This window comes from Micromonospora sp. NPDC049274 (assembly GCF_040678875.1).
Lineage (GTDB): Bacteria > Actinomycetota > Actinomycetes > Mycobacteriales > Micromonosporaceae > Micromonospora.
Map to the genome: position 1 here is coordinate 195,310 of NZ_JBFAQS010000001.1, position 21,457 is coordinate 216,766.

The following is a 21,457-nucleotide window of genomic DNA, read 5'->3' on the forward strand; positions in this document are numbered from 1 at the left end:
GCCCTCCCATCCATCTGCCGAAGGGGCAGCATGCGACTCTTCCGGAAACGCCCCGTGCTCGCGGCGGCGCTCGCGCTGACCGCCGCGACGCTCGGCGCCCTGGCGGTCACGTCACCCGCACAGGCCGCGCCCGAGTCCGCCTCGCTGACGGTCACCGGCGACGCGGACGATCCGATCAGCCAGGGCGACGGCGTGTCGTTCTCCACCGCCGCGGGCGACGGATTCAACGTCTGGGGCACCGAGAACCACCTCACCGTCCAGGTCTTCGATCCGCCCGCCGGGCCCTGGATGCTCGATCTGAGCGCGCCGGTCGGCCAGCCGCTGACCGTGGGCACCTACACCGGCGCCACCGAGTACCTCTACGAGAGCCCGCTGCCCGGCATCGCACTGGCCGGTCACGACCGGATCTGTCCGTACGGGCAGACCGGCTCCTTCACCGTCACCGACATCTCCTGGGGCCCGCACGGATATCTGGAGCGGTTCGACGCCACGTTCGAGCAGCGCTGCAACTACTCAACGGGCTCGGCCCGGGGCGAGGTGCACGTGGCCAACCCGCCCGCGCCGCCGGTGCTCGCCGTCGGCGTGGCCGTGGCCCGCGCGGGCACCATCGACACCGCGACCGGCGAGGTGACGGTCGGCGGCACTGTCACCTGTACCGCGCCCGCCACCGTCTACGTCGAGGGTGGCCTGACCCAGACGTGGCCCGGCAGACGCGCCAAGGGCATCGTCCGGGCGGAAGTTGCCTGCACACCGGGCGCCCCGATCGCCTGGACGTCGAGTTCGCAGTCGTTCAGCGAAACCCCGTTCCGCAAGGGCGACGTCGAGGTCTCGGCGAACGCCAGTTCCTACGACACCACGTACAACGTCTTCGTCAGCGATGAGACCACCGCGCGGGTGGCGGTGCGGCGAGGCTGAGGCGCGCCCGGCCGGGGCCCGCGTGGCCCGGGCCGGGTGACCGCCCGGCGCGGCCGGGCGGTGATGGTTATGGTCGTCGGGTGAACCGACTCGCCGACTCCACCAGCCCGTACCTGCTCCAGCACGCCGACAACCCGGTCGACTGGTGGCCGTGGTGCGACGAGGCGTTCGCCGAGGCGAAGCGGCGTGACGTTCCGGTGCTCATCTCGGTGGGCTACGCGGCCTGCCACTGGTGCCATGTCATGGCGCACGAGTCGTTCGAGAACGAGCAGGTCGGCGCCCTGCTCAACGACAACTTCGTGTCGATCAAGGTGGACCGTGAGGAGCGCCCGGACGTCGACGCCGTCTACATGACCGCCACCCAGGCGATGACCGGTCAGGGCGGCTGGCCGATGACTGTCTTCGCCACCCCGGACGGCACCCCGTTCTTCTGCGGCACCTACTTCCCGCGCGCCAACTTCACCCGGTTGCTCCAGTCGGTCACCACCGCCTGGAAGGACCAGCGCGCGGAAGTGCTGCGCCAGGGCGCCGCCGTGGTCGAGGCGATCGGCGGCGCGCAGGCCGTGGGCGGCCCCACCGCCCCACTGGACGGCCCGTTGCTCGATGCCGCGGCCGGCAACCTCGCCAGTGGGTACGACGAGACGAACGGCGGGTTCGGGGGCGCGCCGAAGTTTCCGCCGCACATGAACCTGCTCTTCCTGCTGCGCCACCACCAGCGCACCGGCGACCCGCGCAGCCTGGAGATCGTCCGGCACACCGCCGAGGCGATGGCGCGGGGCGGCATCTACGACCAGCTCGCCGGCGGCTTCGCCCGCTACTCGGTGGACGCGCACTGGACGGTGCCGCACTTCGAGAAGATGCTCTACGACAACGCGCTGCTGCTGCGCGTCTACACGCAGCTCTGGCGGCTGACCGGCGACCCGCTGGCCCGCCGGGTCGCCCGGGACACGGCCCGGTTCCTCGCCGACGAGCTGCACCGGCCTGGGGAGGGCTTCGCGTCCGCGCTGGACGCCGACACCGAGGGCGTCGAGGGGCTCACCTACGCGTGGACACCCGCCCAGCTCGTCGAGGCGCTCGGGGAGGACGACGGCCGCTTCGCCGCCGACCTGTTCACCGTCACCGACGAGGGCACCTTCGAGCACGGGACGAGCGTGCTGCGGCTCGCCCGGGACGTCGACGACGTCGCGCCCGAGGTCCGGGCCCGCTGGCAGCGGGTGGTCGGCCAGTTGCTCGCGACCCGCGACACGCGACCCCAGCCGGCCCGCGACGACAAGGTGGTGGCCGCCTGGAACGGGCTGGCGATCACCGCGATCGCCGAGTTCCTCCAGGTCGCCGCGCTGTACGCGTCGCCGAAGGACGAGGACGCCAACCTGATGGAGGGCGTCACCATCGTCGCCGACGGCGCGATGCGCGACGCCGCCGAGCACCTGGCCACCGTGCACCTGGTCGACGGCCGACTGCGGCGGGTCTCGCGCGACGGCAGGGTCGGTCAGCCGGCCGGGGTGCTGGAGGACTACGGCTGCGTGGCCGAGGCGTTCTGCGCCATGCACCAGTTCACCGGCGAGGGTCGCTGGCTCACGCTTGCCGGTCATCTGCTGGACACCGCGCTGGAGCACTTCGCCGCGCCAGGGGGCGCCTACTACGACACGGCCGACGACGCGGAGCAGTTGGTGGCCCGGCCGGCCGATCCGACCGACAACGCCACCCCGTCGGGTCGGTCCGCCCTGATGGCCGGCCTCGTGTCGTACGCCGCGCTGACCGGGGAGACGCGCTACCGCGAGGCCGCCGAGACCGCGCTCGCCACCGTGGCGCCCATCGTCGGGCGGCACGCCCGCTTCGCCGGGTACGCCGCCATGGTCGGTGAGGCGCTGCTCTCCGGGCCGTACGAGATCGCTGTGGCGACCGACGACCCGGCCGGCGACCCGCTGGTGGCCGCGGCGCGGCGGCACGCCCCGCCCGGAGCGGTGGTGGTCGCCGGTCGCCCGGACCAGCCCGGAGTGCCGTTGCTCGCCGACCGGCCGCTTGTCGACGGACGCTCCGCCGCGTACGTCTGCCGGGGTTTCGTCTGCCGGCGACCCGTCACCTCGGTCGACGACCTGGTCGCCGAGCTGGGTTAGGCCGTAGCGCCCGGTAGTCGCCGGCATCGCCCATCCGGGCGGCCCGTCCGGCGCTACCGAGGTGGGTCACCGGCCCTCCGGATCGCCACGTCGGCCGCCCGGATAGGCTGGCCGCGCTATGGATTCCCGTACCGGTCTCCCCGTTGTCGGCATGGTGGGCGGCGGCCAGTTGGCCCGGATGACCCACCAGGCCGCGATCGCCCTCGGCCAGTCACTGCGTGTGCTCGCGAGCGCCCCCGACGACGGCGCGGCCCTGGTCGCCGCCGACGTCCAGTACGGCGACCACACCGACCTGGCCGCCCTGCGCACCTTCGCCAAGGGCTGTGACGTGGTCACCTTCGACCACGAGCACGTGCCGTCCGAGCACATCCGCACCCTGGCGGCCGAGGGGGTGACCCTGTACCCGCCGGCGGACGCGCTGCTGCACGCCCAGGACAAGCAGGTCATGCGGGAACGCCTCACCGAGCTGGGCGCGCCCAACCCGGCGTGGCGGCCGGTCGGTGAGCCCGCCGACCTGGTCGGCTTCGGCGAGCAGGTCGGCTGGCCGGTGGTGCTCAAGGCGGCCCGGGGCGGCTACGACGGTCGGGGCGTCTGGATGGTGGACGACGCCGCCCAGGCCGCCGAGCTGGCGACCACGCTGCTCGCCGGCGGCACCCGGCTGATCGTCGAGGAGCGGGTGCCGCTGCGTCGCGAGCTCGCCGTGCAGGTGGCCCGCTCGCCCTTCGGGCAGGTGGCCGCGTACCCGGTCGTCGAGACGGTCCAGCGTGACGGCATCAACGTCGAGGTGCTGGCCCCGGCGCCCGGCCTGGACGAGGAGCTGGCCGTCACCGCCCAGCAGCTCGCCATCGACCTGGCCACCGCGCTCGGCGTGATCGGCCTGCTCGCCGTGGAGCTGTTCGAGGTGCGCGACGACTCGGGTCGACCGGCGATCGTGGTCAACGAGCTGGCCATGCGACCGCACAACTCGGGGCACTGGACCATCGAGGGCGCTCGTACCTCCCAGTTCGAGCAGCACCTGCGGGCGGTGCTGGACTATCCGATGGGTGACACCGCGCTGACCGCGCCGGTGGTCGTGATGGCGAACGTCCTCGGCGGTGAGCCGGGCGGCATCTCGATCGACGAGCGGCTGCACCACCTCTTCGCCGCCGAGCCGGGCGCCAAGGTGCACCTCTACGGCAAGCAGGTACGCCCCGGCCGCAAGATCGGGCACGTCACGGTGCTCGGCGACGACCTGGACGACGTACGGGCGCGCGCCGCGCGAGCTGCACGCTGGCTGCGCGCGGGGCACGAGTGAGCCACGGTTTCGAAAACGACGAGAGGGCCGCAGTGAGCACGGTTGGGCTGATCATGGGCAGCGACTCGGACTGGCCGACCATGCGGGCCGCCGCCGAGGTGCTCGACGACTTCGAGGTGTCCTACGAGGTGCGGGTCATCTCGGCACACCGGACCCCGGTCGCGATGATCGACTACGGTCGCGACGCCGTCGACCGTGGCCTCAAGGTGATCATCGCAGGTGCCGGTGGCGCGGCTGCCCTGCCGGGCATGGTCGCCTCGGTGACCCCGCTGCCGGTGATCGGCGTGCCGGTGCCACTGAAGCACCTCGACGGCATGGACTCGCTGCTGTCCATCGTGCAGATGCCGGCGGGAATTCCGGTGGCCACCGTGTCGATCGGCAACGCCCGCAACGCCGGCCTGCTGGCCGTCCGGATCCTCGGCGCCTCCGACGAGACCCTGCGCGCCCGGATGGCGACCTACCAGCAGGAGCTGGAACAGCTCATCAAGAGCAAGGACGCGGCCCTCCAGGCCACCCTGCCCTGACCCAGCCCCACCCACGGGCCGGACCCACGCACCCGTGACGGCACCGCGAGCCCGGCCCACTCACCGTCCCCACTCGCGCAGCCTGCCGTGACCCTCCGTTTTCATCTCGCCCAGCCTGCCGTGACCCTCCGGTTTCACCTCATGCCGCGTAGCGCGGTCTGGAGGCGTTCCTGGGCGCGGCGGCGGCGCTCGTTGCTGGCTCCGAGGACGAGCAGCAGGAGCCCGACGGGGATCAGCGCCAGCCACGGGCCGAGGCTGAACAGTGCGTGGATCGCGGCGATCGCGGTGACCGACGCGCCGACGATCACCGGGGCCTGCTGCCGGCTCGACGAGCCGAAGATCAGCACCGCCACCGCGCCGAGCAGCAGCAGCATCTGCCGCAGCGTGCTGGTATCGGTGGCCAGCACGATCGCCAGCGTCGGCACGAACGCGGCGACAAGCGCCGGCCCGTACGCCACCCAACTGCTCAGATCCGGTCGGTGGCGCAGTTCGAGAACGCCGACCAGCAGGGCCAGCGCGGCGAACGGCAGCGTGTAGGCCTCGGGCAGCGCCACGTCGGCGACGCGCATCAGGATCCACCAGGCGGTGATCTCGCAGAACACCACCGCCCAGAAGAGGATCCGGCGTTCCACGGGCCGTCGGCCGGGTCGGGTCGCCGCCACGCCGAGGACCGCTCCCCAGGCGGCGAGCAGGGCGGCGATGTGCCGGGGGGAGTCGAAGGCGAGCGCCAGCGCGATCAGGGCCGCCGCGTATCCGGTCCACTCCACAGTGGATGCCTCGCGTTGCGCCTCGGGGCGGCGCAGCCGGGGCAGTGTCGCGGCGAGCACCTGGAGGACGGCGCCGACCGCGAGCACGCCGAACGCGGACCAGACCGCCGCCAGCCCGGCGACCAGACCTGCGGTGAGCACGAAGAGCTGAGCCATCAGCGACGCGAAGAGCCAGCCGAGGATGCGTGCCCGCTGTGTGACGCCGAACAGCGCCGCGACAGCGCCCACGCCGACGGCGCTGCCGAGGGTGAACAGGGTCAGGTCCCGCGCGGCCAGACTGCCGGACAGGCCGGCGCTGCCGCCGGCCAGACCGATGGCGAACACGAGCACTCGGGCCAGCCGCAGGGAGCGGGCCGGCTCGACGAGCGGCGGCGGTGACGTCAGCGCGAGCCCGAGCATCGCGATGGTGAAGACGGACAGGGCGGCGACGGTGCTCGCGGGCCAACCCCGGCCCAGCGCGGTGGGCGCGATCAGCAGCGTGACGGCGGCGCCGGGCAGCACCACAGGTACGGCACGGGACCGCCGGCCGCCACTGAACCCGGTGGCGGCCAGGGCCGCCGTCGCGGTGAGCAGCAGCGCCGTCAGCACGTGGGTCGGGTTGACCACGTCCGGCGGCGGGGTGAGCAGCTCCGGCGGTGGGCCCTGCCAGATGCGGCTCAACGTGCGATGCGGCTCGACGAGGGCGACGATCAGGGCGGGCGTGATCGACGCGACCGCCAGGGCGGTCGGCAGCGCGGCGGCCGCGAGCGCGCCGGCGGAGGGGCTGACCCGCCACCGTCGCCGGTCCGGGTCGTCCGGCAGTCGCCGCAGCGCACCGTCGAGGAGCACCGCCCAGCGGCGGACCGGCTGGGCGGAACCGGTGGGCGGTACGGTCGCCGCGCGGATCAGCTCGGCGAGGACGCCGAGCAGGGCGGCGGCGGCCGCGTAGACCCCGGCGGGGAGGCCGGTGGGGATGGCGGCGAGGGCGCTGATGCTGGCGCCGCCGACCACGGCCACGCTGACCCAGGGCAGGTACTGCGGAACCTGCCGGCGTACGGCGGCAACGCCGGCCAGACCGAGGCTGGACGCGGCAAGCGCGGCGGTCAGCACCACCTGTGCCGAGTGCTGGAACTCGACGGCCAGCGCCGCCACCGCACCGGGCAGCGCGAGCAGCGCGGCGCCGGCAGCCGCGCCACCGATCTGCACGAGGTGCGGAGGCATGCCCTCGGTCTCCAGGTCGGTCACCTGCGGCCGGGCCAGGACGCGCGCCAGCGTGGCCACGACGATGCCGATCAGCGCGATGCTGCCCAACGCCAGCGCGGTGGTCCACGGGCGAACCAGGCCGGCGCCGGCCCCGTGCAGCGCGACCACCCCGGCCACGGTGGCCCGGGACAGCCCGGCCCGGGCCTCCTCGCTGGCCACCGCCGCCATGCCGTAGACGGTGGCGACCATGGCCCCGACGAGCACCGGCGACCACCAGGGCAGGTTGAACGCGGCCGGCGCGCCGATCGTGGCGAGCACCACGGCCACCCCGGACGCGTCCCACCGCCAGGGCGGCGGGAGCAGGACGCCGGCGGCGATGGCCAGCAGCACCAGCGCGATCGGCGCCTGCCAGGTCGCGCCGCCGGTCGGCGCGGCCGGCCAGCCGCTCAGGTCGCCGTCCCAGATCGGTCCGGGGGTGGCGAGCACACCGACCCCTCCACGCAGCGCCGTCCAGCCGGCGAGGACCCCGATGAGCACGCCGCCAACGGCGATGCCGAGGATCGGGCCGCGTCGCCACTCCTCGGGCATCGCGCGGGCGCCCACGGCCACCACCAGGACCAGGCCGGCGGCCACCGCCAGTTGCCCACCCGGGGCGAGGACCGCGGCGATCCGCACCATCGTGGCGATCAGGGCGGTGGTGACCGCCGCGGCGGCCAGGTCCGAGCCGTCCAGGGTGAGGTCGGAGCGGCGGCCGGCGTCGATGGACGGGGCCAGGAAGAGCAGCACCGCGGCGACCAGCAGCAGCGCACCGACCCAGGCGTCGGCGACCGTCGCGCCGGGTGCGCCGAAGGCGGCGGCGGTGACGACCAGCGCCCCCAGCCCGGTGCCGACCGATAGCGGCGCCGGGATGCGCCGCTGGGAGACCTGCACCATTGCGGCGTACCCGAGGGTCACACAGACGGCCAGGAAGCTCGCCGCCAGCACCGGGACGGTCGCCTCGCGGAGGCTGGCCGGGGTGGGGGTCGGATCGACGGGCATGGTGGCGGCCACGAAGGCAGCCACCGCCCCGGGCAGCGCGAAGGCCGCGCCTCCGGCGGCCCAGTCCGTGACGGTGTCGGAGGCGGCCGACGCGATCCGGACCCGGGGGGCGAGCGTTACCAGCGCGCCGGCCGCGAAGAGGGTGAGCAGGACCGCGGCCGTGAGCCCGGGACGGGACAGGCCGGCGCCCGCGCCGAACAGGCCCACCACGGCGGCGCCGACGGCGTGGGCCAGCGCGGCCCGGGTGGTACGCGCGGAGAGGCCGATCACCCCGATGCCGATCGCGGTGACCACCATCGGCCAGGGCGCCGACGCCCAGCCGAGGCCGAACGACGCCGGTACGGCGAGCGCGGTCAGCGCGGCCCCGGCGACAGCGAACTCGCGGCGGATCTCCGGCGGCAGGGCCAGCACCGCGGCGATGGTGAGCAGGAACGCCGCGGCGGCGAGTTGCCACGTGGTCGGGCCGACGGCGGCGGCCAGTTCGGCGGCGTACCCGTCGAGGTCAGCGCTCCACGCGGGTAGCGCGGCCCGGACCGGGGCGACCCCGGCGCGCAGTGCGCCTCCGGCGACCACCAGGCCGCTGACGGTGAGCGCGACCGCCGAGGCGATCTGCGGGCCGCGTCGGGCGGTCTCGGGGATCGCGCGCACCGCCAGCCCGGTCACCGTGATCACCGCCGCGATCAGCAGCAACGCCTGGCCGGGCAGCGCCACCGAGGCGATCCGGCCGAACGCGCCGATCACGGCCAGGGTCACGATGCCGGCCGCCACGTCCGGCAGCGGTGGGCGGCGCAGCACCAGCGCGCCGGCCAGCCCGACGGCGGCGGCCAGCAGGAGCACCAGCCCGGCGCCGGTGGCCGTCGGCACGGTCTGCGCCCGCAGCAGGGCGGTGACCGCGTACGCCAGGGCGACCGCGACGGCCACCGCGTGCAGCGACCAGGTCAGCTCGCGCAGCCCGGGGACCGGACGGGCGGGCCGGGCGTCGACGGCGCCCGTCCCGGCGTCGATCAGCTCGCCGGCCTCCTCCGGGTCGGCCTCCGGTCGGGCCTCGGCGTCGCGTTGCCGGGGCGCCACCGACGGGTTGGTCGGGCCGGGCAGGTCGTGGCGGACGGGACGCTCCACCACGAGCGGGGAGCGGGCCAGCCACAGGTCGAGGAGGGCCACCAGGGTCAGCACCAGCGCCCAGCCGCCCGGCCCGGTGATCCGGTCGTACGCCAGCAGCGGCAGCACCGGCTGCGCGGCGACCACCGTCGCGAAGCGGGGTGTGCGCAGCCCCGTCCAGGCGGCGTACCCGACGGACACGGCAGCGGAAGCTCCGAAGATCAACCCGGCGAACACGGCGCCGGAGGTGCCGTCGTCGGTGATCCGGTCCACCGCCCACAGCGCGTACCCGGCCAGCGGCACGAGCAGCAGGCCCACCGCCGAGATCGTCTCCGCGGTGGACGTGAGCCCGCGCCGGGCCAGCGCCGGGGGCGCGAGCAGCATCAGCACCGTGGCGACCAGCAGGACGCCGAGGCGGGCCAGCGCGTCCATCGAGCTGGTCGCCACCGCGGCGAAGACCACCGCGGCCACGGCGAGCAGCAGCGCGCCCAGCCCGAGTGGGATGTTCTGCACCTCCCGGGAGGACGCCTCCGGGGGATGCTCGGGGTCCTCGGCGTCCCGCCAGGACGCCGGCGGCGGATCCTCCGGTGCGGGCGGGGTGCCCTGGCGTGGAACCCGGGGCGGCGCGCCGGCGGTGGCCGTCGGCGGGCGGCGACCGGGGCGGCGGCGCAGCACCCGGCGGGGCCGTGTGGCCTGCTTGGTCCGCTCCTCACCGGCGTGGGCGAGGATGTCCCGCTGGAAGAGCGCGGCCTGCATCTTGGCGGCGATCTGCCGTTGCTCGCTGGCGATGGCGGCGTCGCGCGCCTTCATCTCCGCGATCGAGCGCTCGATGTCCGCCAGGTGGTCACGCCACTGCGGTTGGTCAGCCCCGCAGTGCGGGCAGCGCACGGCCGGCTTGATCTCCCGGCCGCACGAGGAGCATTGAAAGGTCGCCACGACACCCCTCCACCCGCACTGTGGACTCCCACTGTCGCAGCATGCCCAAAGCTGGCGCGGATTTCGACACTTGTCGGCGGGTCCGGGGCAAACAACATCACCGGCCGGCCGCGAAGGGGGGTTTCGCGACCGGCCGGTGAGTGGCGAACCGTCAGGGGCGGCCCATGCCCCGGTACTCCCAGCCGGCCTGCGTCCACAGTGCCGAGTCGAGGCAGTTGCGCCCGTCGACGACCTTGCGGCCGGCGACCAGCTCACCCAGGGCGACCGGGTCGGCGTTGCGGAAGTCCGCCCACTCGGTGAGGACGCAGACCAGATCGGCGTCGGCGACGGCCTCGTTGATGCCGGCCTCGTAGGTCAGCTCGGGTACCGCGCGGCGGGCGTTCTCGCTGCCCTGCGGGTCGTACACGTGCACGTCGGCGCCGGCCTTCTGCAACAGCGCGGCGACGGCGAGCGCCGGGGCGTCGCGGACGTCGTCGGTGTTGGGCTTGAAGGTGGCGCCCAGCACGGCGATGCGGGTGCCGGAGAAGTCCGGGCCGGCCGGCCCGGAGCGCCGGCCGAGCAGGTCCGCCGCGAGCTGGAGTACGCGGGTCCGCCGACGCAGGTTGATCAGGTCGACCTCGTGCAGGAAGCGCAGCGCCTCGCCCGCGCCCAGCTCCTGCGCGCGGGCCTGGAAGGCGCGGATGTCCTTGGGCAGGCAGGCGCCACCGAAGCCGAGCCCGGCCTGGAGGAACCGGTTGCCGATCCGGGGGTCGTACCCGATCGCGCGAGCCAGCTGAGTGACGTCGCCGCCGCTGGCCTCGCAGACCTCGGCCATGGCGTTGATGAAGGAGATCTTGGTGGCCAGGAACGCGTTCGCCGCGACCTTGACCAGTTCGGCCGTCGCGAAGTCGGTGACCACCAGGGGCACCTCGCGGTCCTCGGTGGCGGCCAGGTCGAACACGCCCTTGTGCGCGGAGTAGAGCATGCCGTTGGCCCACTCGCTCTTGACGCCGACCACGATCCGGTTGGGCCGCAGCACGTCGTCGACGGCGAAGCCCTCCTGGAGGAACTCGGGGCTCCACGCCACCTCGACGTCCAGGTCGTTCGGGGTGTGCTTGCCGACCAGCTGCTCGACCCACTCGGCGGTGCCCACCGGCACGGTGGACTTGCCGACGATCAACGCCTTGCGGGTCAGGTGCTGCGCCAGGCTGGTCACCGACGCCTCGACGTACGACAGGTCGGCGCCCATCCCGTCGGCCCGCTGAGGGGTGCCGACGCAGATGAAGTGCACGTCGCCGAACTCGGCGGTCTCGGCGATGTCGGTCGAGAACCGGAGCCGGCCGGCGGCCAGGTTGCGCTTGAGCAGCTCGTCCAGGCCGGGCTCGTGGATCGGCACCTCGCCGGCGTTCAGCATTGCGATCTTGTCCGCGTCGACGTCGAACCCGAGCACCTCGTACCCGAGTTCCGCGTAGCAGATGGCGTACGTCGCACCGAGGTAGCCGGTTCCCAGGAACGTCACCCGCGGCCGAGGCGCGCCCGAGGGCGGCGTCACCGCGGCGATGGCGGGGGTCGGCTGGATGGTGGGGTAGGGGATCGTCACGCCTGTCTTCTCCGCTCGCACTGGCGGCGCGTCGTCGCGTCGCATTCTGCTGCGGCGCCTGACGGGGCACCGGAGGGGTGGCTCACTGTCTGCCTTCCATCATCGCCCAGCGGCGCGGGTGCTCCGTCATGCCCATACCTACGCGCCGGTAACATCACCTGAACTGCAGTCGCTATCCTTCAGTCTGCGCGGTCGGCGGTCAGGGGAGGCCGCAGACTGCGCATGATAGCGGTGAAGGGGAGGGGCCGACATGGCCGCAGGGGAGTCGTTCGACGTCTACCGGTTGCCCGAGGAGCACGAGGCGATCCGGGAGGCGGTCCGTGAGGTCTGTGCCGCCAAGGTGGCGCCGCACGCCGCCGAGGCCGACGAGGCCGGCGAGTTCCCGAAGGCGTCCTACGACGCGCTGCGGGCCGCCGACTTCCACGCGCCGCACATCCCCGAGGAGTACGGCGGCGCGGGCGCGGATGCGCTGGCCACCGCCATCGTGATCGAGGAGGTGGCGCGAGCCTGCGCGTCCTCCTCGCTGATCCCGGCGGTCAACAAGCTCGGCACGATGCCGCTGCTCCTGTCCGGTTCCGCGGAGATCAAGCGCCGCTACCTGACCCCTGTCGCGGCGGGCGACGCCATGTTCTCGTACTGCCTCTCCGAGCCCGAGGCGGGCAGCGACGCGGCGTCGATGACGACCCGGGCGGTGCGTGACGGGGATCACTGGGTGCTCAACGGCGTGAAGCGCTGGATCACCAACGCCGGCGTCTCCGATTTCTACACCGTCTTCGCCGTCACCGACCCCGCCGCCCGCTCCCGGGGCATCTCGGCCTTCGTGGTCGAGAAGTCCGACCCCGGCGTGAGCTTCGGCGCACCGGAGAAGAAGCTGGGGATCAAGGGCTCGCCGACCCGCGAGGTCTACCTGGACAACGTGCGGATCCCCGCCGACCGCATGATCGGCGCGGAGGGCACCGGCTTCGCCACGGCCATGAAGACGCTGGACCACACCCGGGTCACCATCGCCGCGCAGGCCGTCGGGATCGCGCAGGGCGCGCTCGACTACGCCAAGGGGTACGTCGCCGAGCGCCGCCAGTTCGGCAAGGCGGTCGCCGAGTTCCAGGGCATCCAGTTCATGCTCGCCGACATGGGCATGAAGTTGGAGGCGGCCCGACAGCTCACGTACGCCGCCGCCGGCAAGTCCGAGCGGGGCGACGCCGACCTGACCTACTTCGGCGCGGCGGCGAAGTGCTTCGCCTCCGACGCCGCCATGGAGATCACCACCGACGCGGTGCAGTTGCTCGGCGGCTACGGCTACACCCGCGACTACCCGGTCGAGCGCATGATGCGGGACGCCAAGATCACCCAGATCTACGAAGGAACGAACCAGGTGCAGCGGATCGTCATGGCGCGGCAGCTCCTGAAGGACTGATTTGGGGCTGCCTCCGCAGCTCAGAGTGGGTGCAGCTGAGTCGATAGGTGCGGTAGCGAAGCGTGACTGATCGGTACCCTTGCGGGAGATTTTCGATCAACCCAGGACGCTTGCGGTCGATCTTGTGGGCGAGGTCCTGGTGGGAGGCGAACTCGCTGCGGCGGAGCCGCCTGCGGGTCAGGATCGAGGAGAACAGCTCGGCTTGGTCTAGCCAGGACGCGTGTCTGGGCGTGTAGTGAGGGTCGAAGCGAGGATGTTCGGCTAGCTATTTCGTGGTGGCCTTCGATGTGTGTGACGATCCGTTGTGCGAGTACGCGGTGGATCGTCAGCGCCGGATCGACGTGCGTGTCGAGCATGGTCAGGAACGCGATGAACGTCGCGGAGTCGTTCTTGGCGATCTGTTCGGTGACGACGTGCCCGCGGTGCACGTCGAGGGCGGCGATGACGGATACCGTGCCGTGGCGGATGTACTCGAACTCGCCTCGGGCCACGCGGCCTGGCCGGGCGCGTTGCACAGGGTGTGTGCGGCTGCGGGCGCCGATCGCTGTCTTCTCATCGACCTAGCAGTTGGACCTACTGGATCCGATGAGCCGGTTCTGCGGTGAGGCGTTGCCGGTGAACTCGATCTTCGCGTTCCTGCATGAGCATCGTCTGTCCAAAGCCGGGTCGGCGCCGCGCGAAGGTGCGATTCAAGCCGCCTGAGGTGCATCGCCGCGACGGCTCCTCTCGGGCGCTCCAGCCGCGGGTCACGCCATTGAGGAGACCGGCCACGCCGTCGAAAGGAGACGCCGGTTGGGGCAGCCAGGCTGGGGAGCGCCCGGATGCCCGGCAGTGGCGCGGACTGCCGCCCGGTGTCCTGCGAAAGCCCGCCACGTCCGGCGCGGAGAAGATCGCGCTGCGATTCGGCGGCATCTCCAGCGTCGGCGTCGTCCGGACGACTCAGGATCAGCCTCATGGTTCCGAGCGGCCCGAGGGCGATTCGCGAACGCGAGCACAAGGATTCAGGGGTGACGGTTTGACGGACCTGGCCGTGGCCGCGGTGGGCCATGGGGTTCACCGCCGAACCGACTGACCATGCGTCCATGGCGTCCGATCCTTTCGGCGTCTGATCACATAAGCGTCGGCCGATGCCTCGTATCGCTGCATCGCTTGAGTAAAAATGGTTGGAATGGGTGCGGGGTGAAGGCAGCCGCGCGCCTTTTCGGATTAGGTATTTGTCGGGAATTTCTGCGTAACTCTTGTTAACGGGTGTCGTGTCGAAAATTGTGCACCAGCCTGTTCTCGACGAATGAATGATCCGCTCGGTCGGGCTGCGAATCGTGCGAGATTGACCTTAATTGCCAGTCTCTCTCACCCGGGTCGGTGCTGATTGGCGCTGGCGCCTCGGGGGTCGGCTTGTGCACCTGCCGCTGTCCCGCGCGTCGCTGTGGGCCTGGGCAACCCCTCACCTCCGTACGCTGCGGCGCGGTCCAAAACGCCGGTGACGAGCCAAAACGTGGTGTCACCGCCGTGTGGGGGGTTGAATCCGACCGATGCGCTCCACGGCCCCTCGCCTCGCTCGCCGGGGCGATGACCCCCTCGGCAGGCCGCCAGCTCGACGACCCGGACTGCGCGTATCTGTCATAAATACGTCGCACTCGGCGTGCCGGCCTTCAGCAGACCGAATGGGCCTTGACACGCTCCGTGTCTGATGGTTTCCTGTGGATCGCGTGCGTTCACATTGATGGACGCGGGCAAGGTCGCCGACTTCGGGGGAGGTGCGACGTGGGTTCCGTGTGGCCTGCTGAAATGTGCTTGGCATTGGCCCGGATGCACCCCTGAGGATCTTTGGTTACCGGGGCGGCTACCTATCCTCGGCTGGTTGCCTGCCCGCCGCCCTGTTGAGGATCCGAGAGCGAAGACGCGTGGTTGTTGAACCACACGCGACTTCCAAACGAAACCTTATGCAAAAAACAGTTGGCGATGCCCGACCTGGGGGACGCAAGTCCTGGCTTCGGCCCTGGCAGGACCGACCGCCCTGCGGTCCCTGCCTGGCTGCCGTGCCGGCTGAGCGCTTCCCCTCGGGTCTCGGGACCAGGCGCAGAGTGAGGAAGACGTGAACATACTCGACAACCCCGACGGTCGCTTTTTCGTGGTGGTGAACGACGAGGGCCAGCACTCGCTGTGGCCCCACGCGCTCGGCCTGCCGGCCGGATGGACGGTCACCCACGGGCCGGCCGACCGCGTCTCCTGTCTGGACTACGTCAATTCCACCTGGACGGACATGCGGCCGCGCAGCCTCGTGACGTACCTGGAGAGCGCCGGTCGGGGGACGGCCTGATGACCACCGATGCGAGTGCCGGTCGCCCTTTGGCACAGGGCTCGGCGACCTCGCCCACCCGGTCGCGCCTCGATTCGATGTCTGCCTCGAAGCGCGCGCTTTTCGAGAAGCGCCTCGGTGGCCTGCGGACCCGGCGGGACAACCCACTCGACCCGGTCCCACGTGGTGGTGACCTGCCAGTTTCCCCGGCGCAGCGCCGGCTGTGGTTCATGGAGCAGCTCGCTCCCGGCACGGTGATGTTCAACGTGCCGACCGCACTGCGCCTCACCGGCCCGCTCCGGCTCGACGTGCTCACCGACGCCGTGGGCACCCTCTTCGACCGGCACGAGGCGCTGAGGACCGTGTTCGCCAGCATCGAGGGCGCCCCGGTTCAGCGCATCCTGCCTGGCATCGAGGTCGACCTCACGCCCCGCCAGTTGGCCAGCGACGACACGGCCGCCCTCACCGCGGCCCTGCGCCACGAAGCCACTCGTCCCTTCTCGCTCGCCGAGGGTCCGTTGGCGCGTGCGGCGCTGTTCCGGCTGACGCCCACCGAGAACGTGCTCCTGCTGACCCTGCACCACAGCGTCTGCGACGGCTGGTCGGTCAGCATTCTCGTTGACGAACTTCTGGAGTTGTACCGGGCCGGCGTGGAGGGCCGTGCCCCGGACCTCGCGTCCCGCACCCTGCATTACGCCGACTACGCGGCCTGGGAAAACCGGCCCGAGCGCGCGGCAGATCTGGCCGCGAGCCTCGACTACTGGAAGCGGACCCTCGACGGCGCCGCGCCGGTCATCGACCTGCCGCTGGACCGTCGCCGCCCGGCCGTGCAGACGTTCCAGGGTGCGCGGCACCGGTTCGCGCTGCCGCACGGGGTCTGGCCCGCCGTCGACCGCCTGGCGCGGGAGGAACGGGCCACGCCGTTCATGGTGTTGCTCGCCGGCTTCGCGGCCCTGATGTCGCGGTACGCGGCCCAGGACGAGATCTCCGTGGTGACCCCAGTGGCGAACCGGCCTCGGGTCGAGCTGGAGACGATGGTCGGCTTCTTCGTCAACTCGATCGTCCTGCGGGTCGACACCTCCGGCTCGCCCACCTTCCGGGAACTGGTGGGACGGGTCCGCGATCTCGCGCAGGAGGGCATGGCGCACGGTGAGGTGCCCTTCGACAGCGTGGTGGAGGCGGTCGACCCGGAACGCAGCCTCGCCCACACCCCTCTCGCGCAGGTCATGTTCGCCCTCGTTGAGGACCAGGCGCCAGAGGTCGACATCGCTGGCCTGCGCGTCACCGCCCTCGACCACCACCTCCCGATCAGCAAGTACGACCTCACCGTCGAGGTGTGGCCGGACGCCGACGGCCGGTTGCAGGGCGTGGCCGAGTACGCCACCGACATCTTCGACCTGGCCACCGTGGCGCGCACGACCACCCACCTCGGGGCCCTGCTCACCAGCCTGACCGAGGCGCCGGACGCCCCGGTCGGGCTCGCCCGGCTGCTGTCCGAGGACGAGCTGCGTGCCGCAGTCGTCGAGGGCGACGACCGAACCGCTGGCCAGCTCGCCGGCGGTGCCCACGCCCACGAACTCCTCGCCCGCCAGGCTGCCCGTACGCCCGACGCGCCGGCGCTCGTGTTCGGCGAACTCACGGTGACCTTCGGTGAGCTGAACCGACGCGCCGACGCCCTCGCCGTCCGGCTGCGTCGACATGGCGTGGGCCCGGAGGCTCGGGTCGGCCTCTTCCTGGACCGCGGAGTCGACCTCGTCACGGCCGTGTTCGCCACCCTCAAGGCAGGGGGCGCGTACGTGCCGCTGGACGTCGCCGAGCCGGCGCAGCGGGTCGAGTTCATGCTCGCCGATGCCGGCGCGCGGGTGGTGATCACCAGCGAGGCCCGGGCCTCGGACGTGCCGCCGACCGGAGCGCACGTGCTGCTCGCCGACGCCGACCCGGACAGCGAGGAGGAGGGCCACGCCGACCTGCCGCCCCCGGTCCGTCCGCACCCGGAGAACGCCTGCTACGTCATCTACACCTCAGGCTCGACCGGACGTCCCAAGGGCGTCGTGGTGACCCACCGGGGTCTGACCAACTATCTGGCCTGGAGCCTGCGGGCGTACCGGGTTGCCGATGGCGGCGGAGCGCCCCTGGTGTCGCCGCTGCGGTTCGACCTGTCCGTGACGACGCTGTACTGTCCGCTGCTGGCCGGTCGGCCGGTGGTGCTCGTCCCCGACGGTACCGAACTGGAGACCCTCACCGGGCTGCTCGGTGCCGACCTCGACTTCGGGTTGGTGAAGCTCACCCCGGCCCACCTGGAGGCGTTGGATCGGGCGATCCCGGCCCGCACCATCGCCTCGGACGGCTACCTGGTCGTCGGGGGCGAGTCGCTTCACGGTGCGACGGTCGCTGCCTGGCGCCGCCGGGCCCCCGGCCTGCGGGTGATCAACGAGTACGGCCCGACCGAGACCGTGGTCGGCTGCTGCGTGTACGAGGTCGACGACGACACCGACCTATCCCGGGTGGTGCCGATCGGCCGGCCGATCGCCAACACGCGGCTCTACGTACTCGACGGGAACCTCACGCCGGTGCCGCCCGGCACGGTCGGGGAGCTGTACGTGGCCGGAGCCGGTGTGGCCCGTGGTTACCACGGCCGACCCGACCTGACCGCCGGGCGGTTCCTGCCCGACCCGTTCGCCCCGACCCCGGGGGAGCGCATGTACCGAACCGGTGACCTGGTCAGAATGCGCCCCGACGGCCAACTCGACTGCCTCGGCCGGGCCGACACCCAGGTGAAGATCCGGGGGTACCGGGTCGAGCTGGAGGAGATCGAGGTCGCCCTGACCCGGCTTCCGCAGGTTCGGGAGGCGGTGGCGCTGCTGCGTGGCGACGGGCCTGGCGAGGAACGACTCGTCGCGTACGTCACCGTCGGGGGACCGGCCGCGGCGGACGACCCGCGCGACGCGCTGCGGGCGGAGTTGCCCGAGTACATGGTGCCGGACATCGTCGTCACGTTGGACGCGCTGCCGCTGGCCGCCAACGGCAAGGTGGACCGGCGGTCACTGCCGGCGCCGACCTCGGCGCAGCCAGCGCCCACCCTTGTCGCCCCGGTGAGCCCGTTGGAGACGGTCATCGCCCAGATCTGGGCCGAGATCCTCAAACGGCCGGTGGAGTCCATCGGCCGGGACTCCGACTTCCTCGGCCTGGGCGGTCACTCCCTCCTGGTCGTGCAGGCCGTGGCCCGGCTACGCAAGAAGCTCGACATCGAGTTGCCGCTGCCGATCTTCCTGGAGTCCACGTCGCTGGCCGACCTGGCGACCCGGATCGAGGCGCTCGGCGGGCGGGCACCCCGGCCGGGCCTGGCCGCTGTGCCGCGTACCGGACCGGTACCGCTCTCGTACGCGCAGGGACGCCTGTACTTCCTCAACCGGCTCACCCAGGACAGCGCCTCCTACAACGTGCCGATCGCGCTGCGCTTCGACGGTGATCTCAGGGCCGACGCGCTCGGTGCGGCCTTCGCCGCGCTGTGGTCCCGGCACGAGGGTCTGCGCGCCCGTTTCCCGTCCGTGGACGGGGAACCGGTGCAGGAGGTCCTGCCCGCCGAGGCCGTGGCGTACGCCGAGGTGGACATCTCCGGCGACGCCGAACCGGAGCGGCGGCTGGGCGCGCTGTTCGACGCCGAGGGTCGAACCCTGTTCGACCTGGCCACCGGGCCACTGCTGCGCGGCACTCTGGTGCGGCTGCGCCCCGACTCGCACGTGCTTCTGATGACGCTGCACCACATCGTCTCCGACGGCTGGTCGCTCAACATCGTGTTGAACGATCTGGTGACGCTCTATCGGGCATTCGCGCAGGGACAGTCCTCGCCCCTGCCGGAGCTGGCCCACACGTACGTGGACTACACGCTCTGGCAGCGGTCCTGGTTGACGGGTGCCGAACTGGACACCCAGCTCGACTGGTGGCGTCGGCAGCTCGCCGACCTGCCGACGCTGGACCTGCCCACCGACCGGCCGAGGCCACCGGTGCAGACCTTCCGAGGCGCTCGTCACGACGTCCGATGGTCGGCCGGCCTGTCCCGCTCGGTGGCCGAGTTGGCCCGCCGGGAGGGGGTCTCCCTGTTCATGGCGTTGCTCGCTGGGTTCGACGTGCTCATGGCCCGGCTCAGCGGGCAACAGGACGTCACCGTGGGCACGCCGATCGCCAACCGCACCAGCACCGAACTGGAGAACCTGGTCGGGTTCTTCGCCAACACCCTGGCACTGCGGGTCGACCTGTCCGGCGATCCCACATTCCGCGAACTCCTGCAGCGGGTCCGCACGGCGGCCCACGGCGCCTACGCCCACCAGGACGTCCCGTTCGACATGGTGGTCGACGCCGTGGCGCCCACCCGCAGTCTCAGCCACTCACCCCTGTTCCAGGTGCGGTTCGCGTTGCAGAACGCCCCGGGCGGGCTACCCGACCCGGGTCCCGGCCTCACCCTCACGTCGATCGACAACGAGCAGTGCACCGCCCGCTTCGATCTGCTGGTCGACCTCTGGGAGACCGAGGACGGGATCGAGGGGCACGCCGAGTACAGCACCGACCTGTTCGACGCGGACACCGTCGAAGCGATGATGGCCCGCCTCGAGGCGGTGCTGGACCGCCTGGTCCGCGACCCGGAGCAGCGCGTCTTCGACGTGAACGTCCTTCTACCCGGCGAGCGGGAGCGCCTCGACGCGTTCGCGCACGGCCCGGCGCTGCCCGAGACCGCCCTGCACCGCACGCTGACCAGCCGGGTGGCGGAGCAGGCGCAGCGGCGGCCCACTGCCGCGGCGGTCACCGGCGGCGGCGATACCTTGACCTACGGCGAGCTGCACCGGCGGGCCGGGGATCTGGCCCGGGTGCTGGCCGGCAGCGGTGTTGGTCCCGAGACGATGGTCGCGTTGTACCTCGACCGAGGCGCCGATGTGGTGGTAGCGGCGCTCGCAGTGCTGGAAGCTGGTGGCGCGTACGTGCCGCTCGACCCGGCCTACCCGGCGGACCGGTTGACCGCGATCGTGGCGGACGCCCGGCCGGCGGTGACCCTCACCACGCAGGCCCTGGTGGGCGGTGTGCCCGAAGGTGCCGGCGACGTGCTCACGATCGGGGACCTGCCCGTCCCGGCCGGGCCGCGCCCGACGCCCGACCTCCGGCCGGAGTGCCCCGCGTACGTGGTCTACACCTCGGGCACCAAGGGACTGCCGAAGGGTGTGGTGGTCACCCACGGTGGACTGTCGGCGTACCTGGACGGGCTGCCGGCCGCGCTGGCCCTGCCCGACGAGCCGGTGTTCCTGCACACGGCGTCGTTCGCGTTCTCCTCGTCGGTGCGGCAGTTCGCCGTACCACTCGCCGCGGGCGGCCACGTGGTCGTCGCCGACCGGGCGCAGTTGGCCGACCCGGAGGCACTGCTCGACCATGCCGCCGCGCACGGGGTGCAGGTGCTGGACCTGGTTCCGTCCTACCTGCGGGTCGTCCAGCCGGTCCTGGCCCGTCGGGACGGTTGGCGGCCACAGGTGGTGCTCACCGCCAGTGAACCGCTTCGCTACGACCTGCCGGAGGCGATCCGCAGCGCGCCGGGCGTGACGCCCCGGATGGTCAACATGTACGGCCAGACCGAGACCACCGGCATCGTCGCCGCCGCCGAGGTCCGCACCGACCGGGAGGGCCGACGCGCGGTGGTGCCGCTCGGCCGGCCGATCCCGGGCGCCCGGGTGTACGTGGTAGACAGCGACCTGCGCCCGGTCCCGACCGGCCTGCCCGGTGAGATCGTCGTCGGCGGCCCGGGCCTGGCCCGCGGTTATCTCGGCGACCCGACCCTGACCGCCGAACGGTTCGTCGCCGATCCGCTCGGCCCGTCCGGCCGGCGGCTCTACCGCACGGGCGACCGGGGGCGGCTCCTGTCCAGCGGCACGATCGAGTTCCTCGGCCGGATCGGCGATCAGCTCAAGATCCGGGGGCATCGGGTCGAGCCGGACGAGGTCGCCGCGGTGCTGTCCGGCCTGGACGGCGTCGGCGAGTGTGTGGTGATCTGCGACGACGACGGTGCGGACGATCGGCGGCTCGTCGCGCACGTGGCGGCACGGCCCGGGGCCGCGCTGTCCGTTGACGGCCTACGCGCCGCTCTGCGAGAGAAACTGCCGGATTACATGATGCCGACGGTGGTGCTGGTCGAGCGCCTGCCCCGGCTGCCCAACGGCAAGGTCGACCGGGCCGCGCTGACGACGCCCGGCCGCGGAACCCCCGGTGCGCGGGAGGACACCCCGCAGGGCCGGACGGCGGAGGTACTGGCCGAGA

At 72.4% G+C, this 21,457-nt stretch carries 10 protein-coding genes; 8 read left to right on the forward strand and 2 right to left on the reverse strand.

Translation table 11 applies throughout. From position 1 onward, the window contains the following. Window positions 1-30: 30 nt before the first annotated feature. The 4 genes from AB0K10_RS00945 (at window position 31) to purE (ending at window position 4,850) form a co-directional block, all read left to right on the forward strand. Window positions 31-915, forward strand: coding sequence for a hypothetical protein (locus AB0K10_RS00945; protein WP_363678620.1), 885 nt, complete (start codon window positions 31-33; stop codon window positions 913-915). Window positions 916-995: 80 nt separating this feature from the next. Further along, window positions 996-3,032 carry a thioredoxin domain-containing protein gene (locus tag AB0K10_RS00950; protein ID WP_363678622.1) on the forward strand — a complete coding sequence of 679 codons (2,037 nt, stop codon included), beginning with the start codon at window positions 996-998 and terminating at the stop codon, window positions 3,030-3,032. Window positions 3,033-3,150: 118 nt separating this feature from the next. Next, window positions 3,151-4,326, forward strand: a complete 1,176-nt coding sequence (locus AB0K10_RS00955) for a 5-(carboxyamino)imidazole ribonucleotide synthase (RefSeq protein ID WP_363678624.1) — start codon at window positions 3,151-3,153, stop codon at window positions 4,324-4,326. A 32-nt stretch (window positions 4,327-4,358) separates the two neighbouring features. Continuing rightward, the gene (gene purE / locus AB0K10_RS00960; protein ID WP_363678626.1) at window positions 4,359-4,850 is read left to right on the forward strand and encodes a 5-(carboxyamino)imidazole ribonucleotide mutase; all 492 of its coding nucleotides are present in this window, start codon (window positions 4,359-4,361) and stop codon (window positions 4,848-4,850) included. Window positions 4,851-4,984: 134 nt separating this feature from the next. Here the strand turns inward: purE and AB0K10_RS00965 are convergent, their stop codons facing one another. Further along, window positions 4,985-9,871, reverse strand: a complete 4,887-nt coding sequence (locus AB0K10_RS00965; protein WP_363678628.1) for a permease — start codon at window positions 9,869-9,871, stop codon at window positions 4,985-4,987. Window positions 9,872-10,022: 151 nt separating this feature from the next. Beyond that, window positions 10,023-11,450 carry a UDP-glucose/GDP-mannose dehydrogenase family protein gene (locus AB0K10_RS00970; RefSeq protein WP_363678630.1) on the reverse strand — a complete coding sequence of 476 codons (1,428 nt, stop codon included), beginning with the start codon at window positions 11,448-11,450 and terminating at the stop codon, window positions 10,023-10,025. Window positions 11,451-11,700: 250 nt separating this feature from the next. Here AB0K10_RS00970 and AB0K10_RS00975 point away from each other — a divergent pair, with 250 nt between their 5' ends. The 4 genes from AB0K10_RS00975 to AB0K10_RS00990 form a co-directional block, all read left to right on the forward strand. After that, complete coding sequence (locus tag AB0K10_RS00975) at window positions 11,701-12,864, forward strand: acyl-CoA dehydrogenase family protein (protein ID WP_363678632.1); 1,164 nt, start codon at window positions 11,701-11,703, stop codon at window positions 12,862-12,864. A 275-nt stretch (window positions 12,865-13,139) separates the two neighbouring features. Then, window positions 13,140-13,469: a hypothetical protein gene (locus tag AB0K10_RS00980; protein WP_363678634.1), complete on the forward strand. Its 330-nt coding sequence runs from the start codon at window positions 13,140-13,142 to the stop codon at window positions 13,467-13,469. A gap of 1,490 nt (window positions 13,470-14,959) precedes the next feature. Beyond that, window positions 14,960-15,184, forward strand: coding sequence for an MbtH family NRPS accessory protein (locus AB0K10_RS00985; protein ID WP_363678636.1), 225 nt, complete (start codon window positions 14,960-14,962; stop codon window positions 15,182-15,184). Between the two features lie 77 nt (window positions 15,185-15,261). Then, the coding region (locus AB0K10_RS00990; protein ID WP_363678638.1) for an amino acid adenylation domain-containing protein at window positions 15,262-21,457 on the forward strand (6,196 nt) is incomplete at its 3' end.

What these genes read in the sequence shown, in the direction of transcription:
- AB0K10_RS00975 (WP_363678632.1), top strand. Translation starts at nt 11,701, where the DNA reads ATGGCCGCAGGGGAGTCGTTCGACGTCTACCGGTTGCCCGAGGAGCAC.
- AB0K10_RS00955 (WP_363678624.1), top strand. Translation starts at nt 3,151, where the DNA reads ATGGATTCCCGTACCGGTCTCCCCGTTGTCGGCATGGTGGGCGGCGGC.
- AB0K10_RS00945 (WP_363678620.1), top strand. Translation starts at nt 31, where the DNA reads ATGCGACTCTTCCGGAAACGCCCCGTGCTCGCGGCGGCGCTCGCGCTG.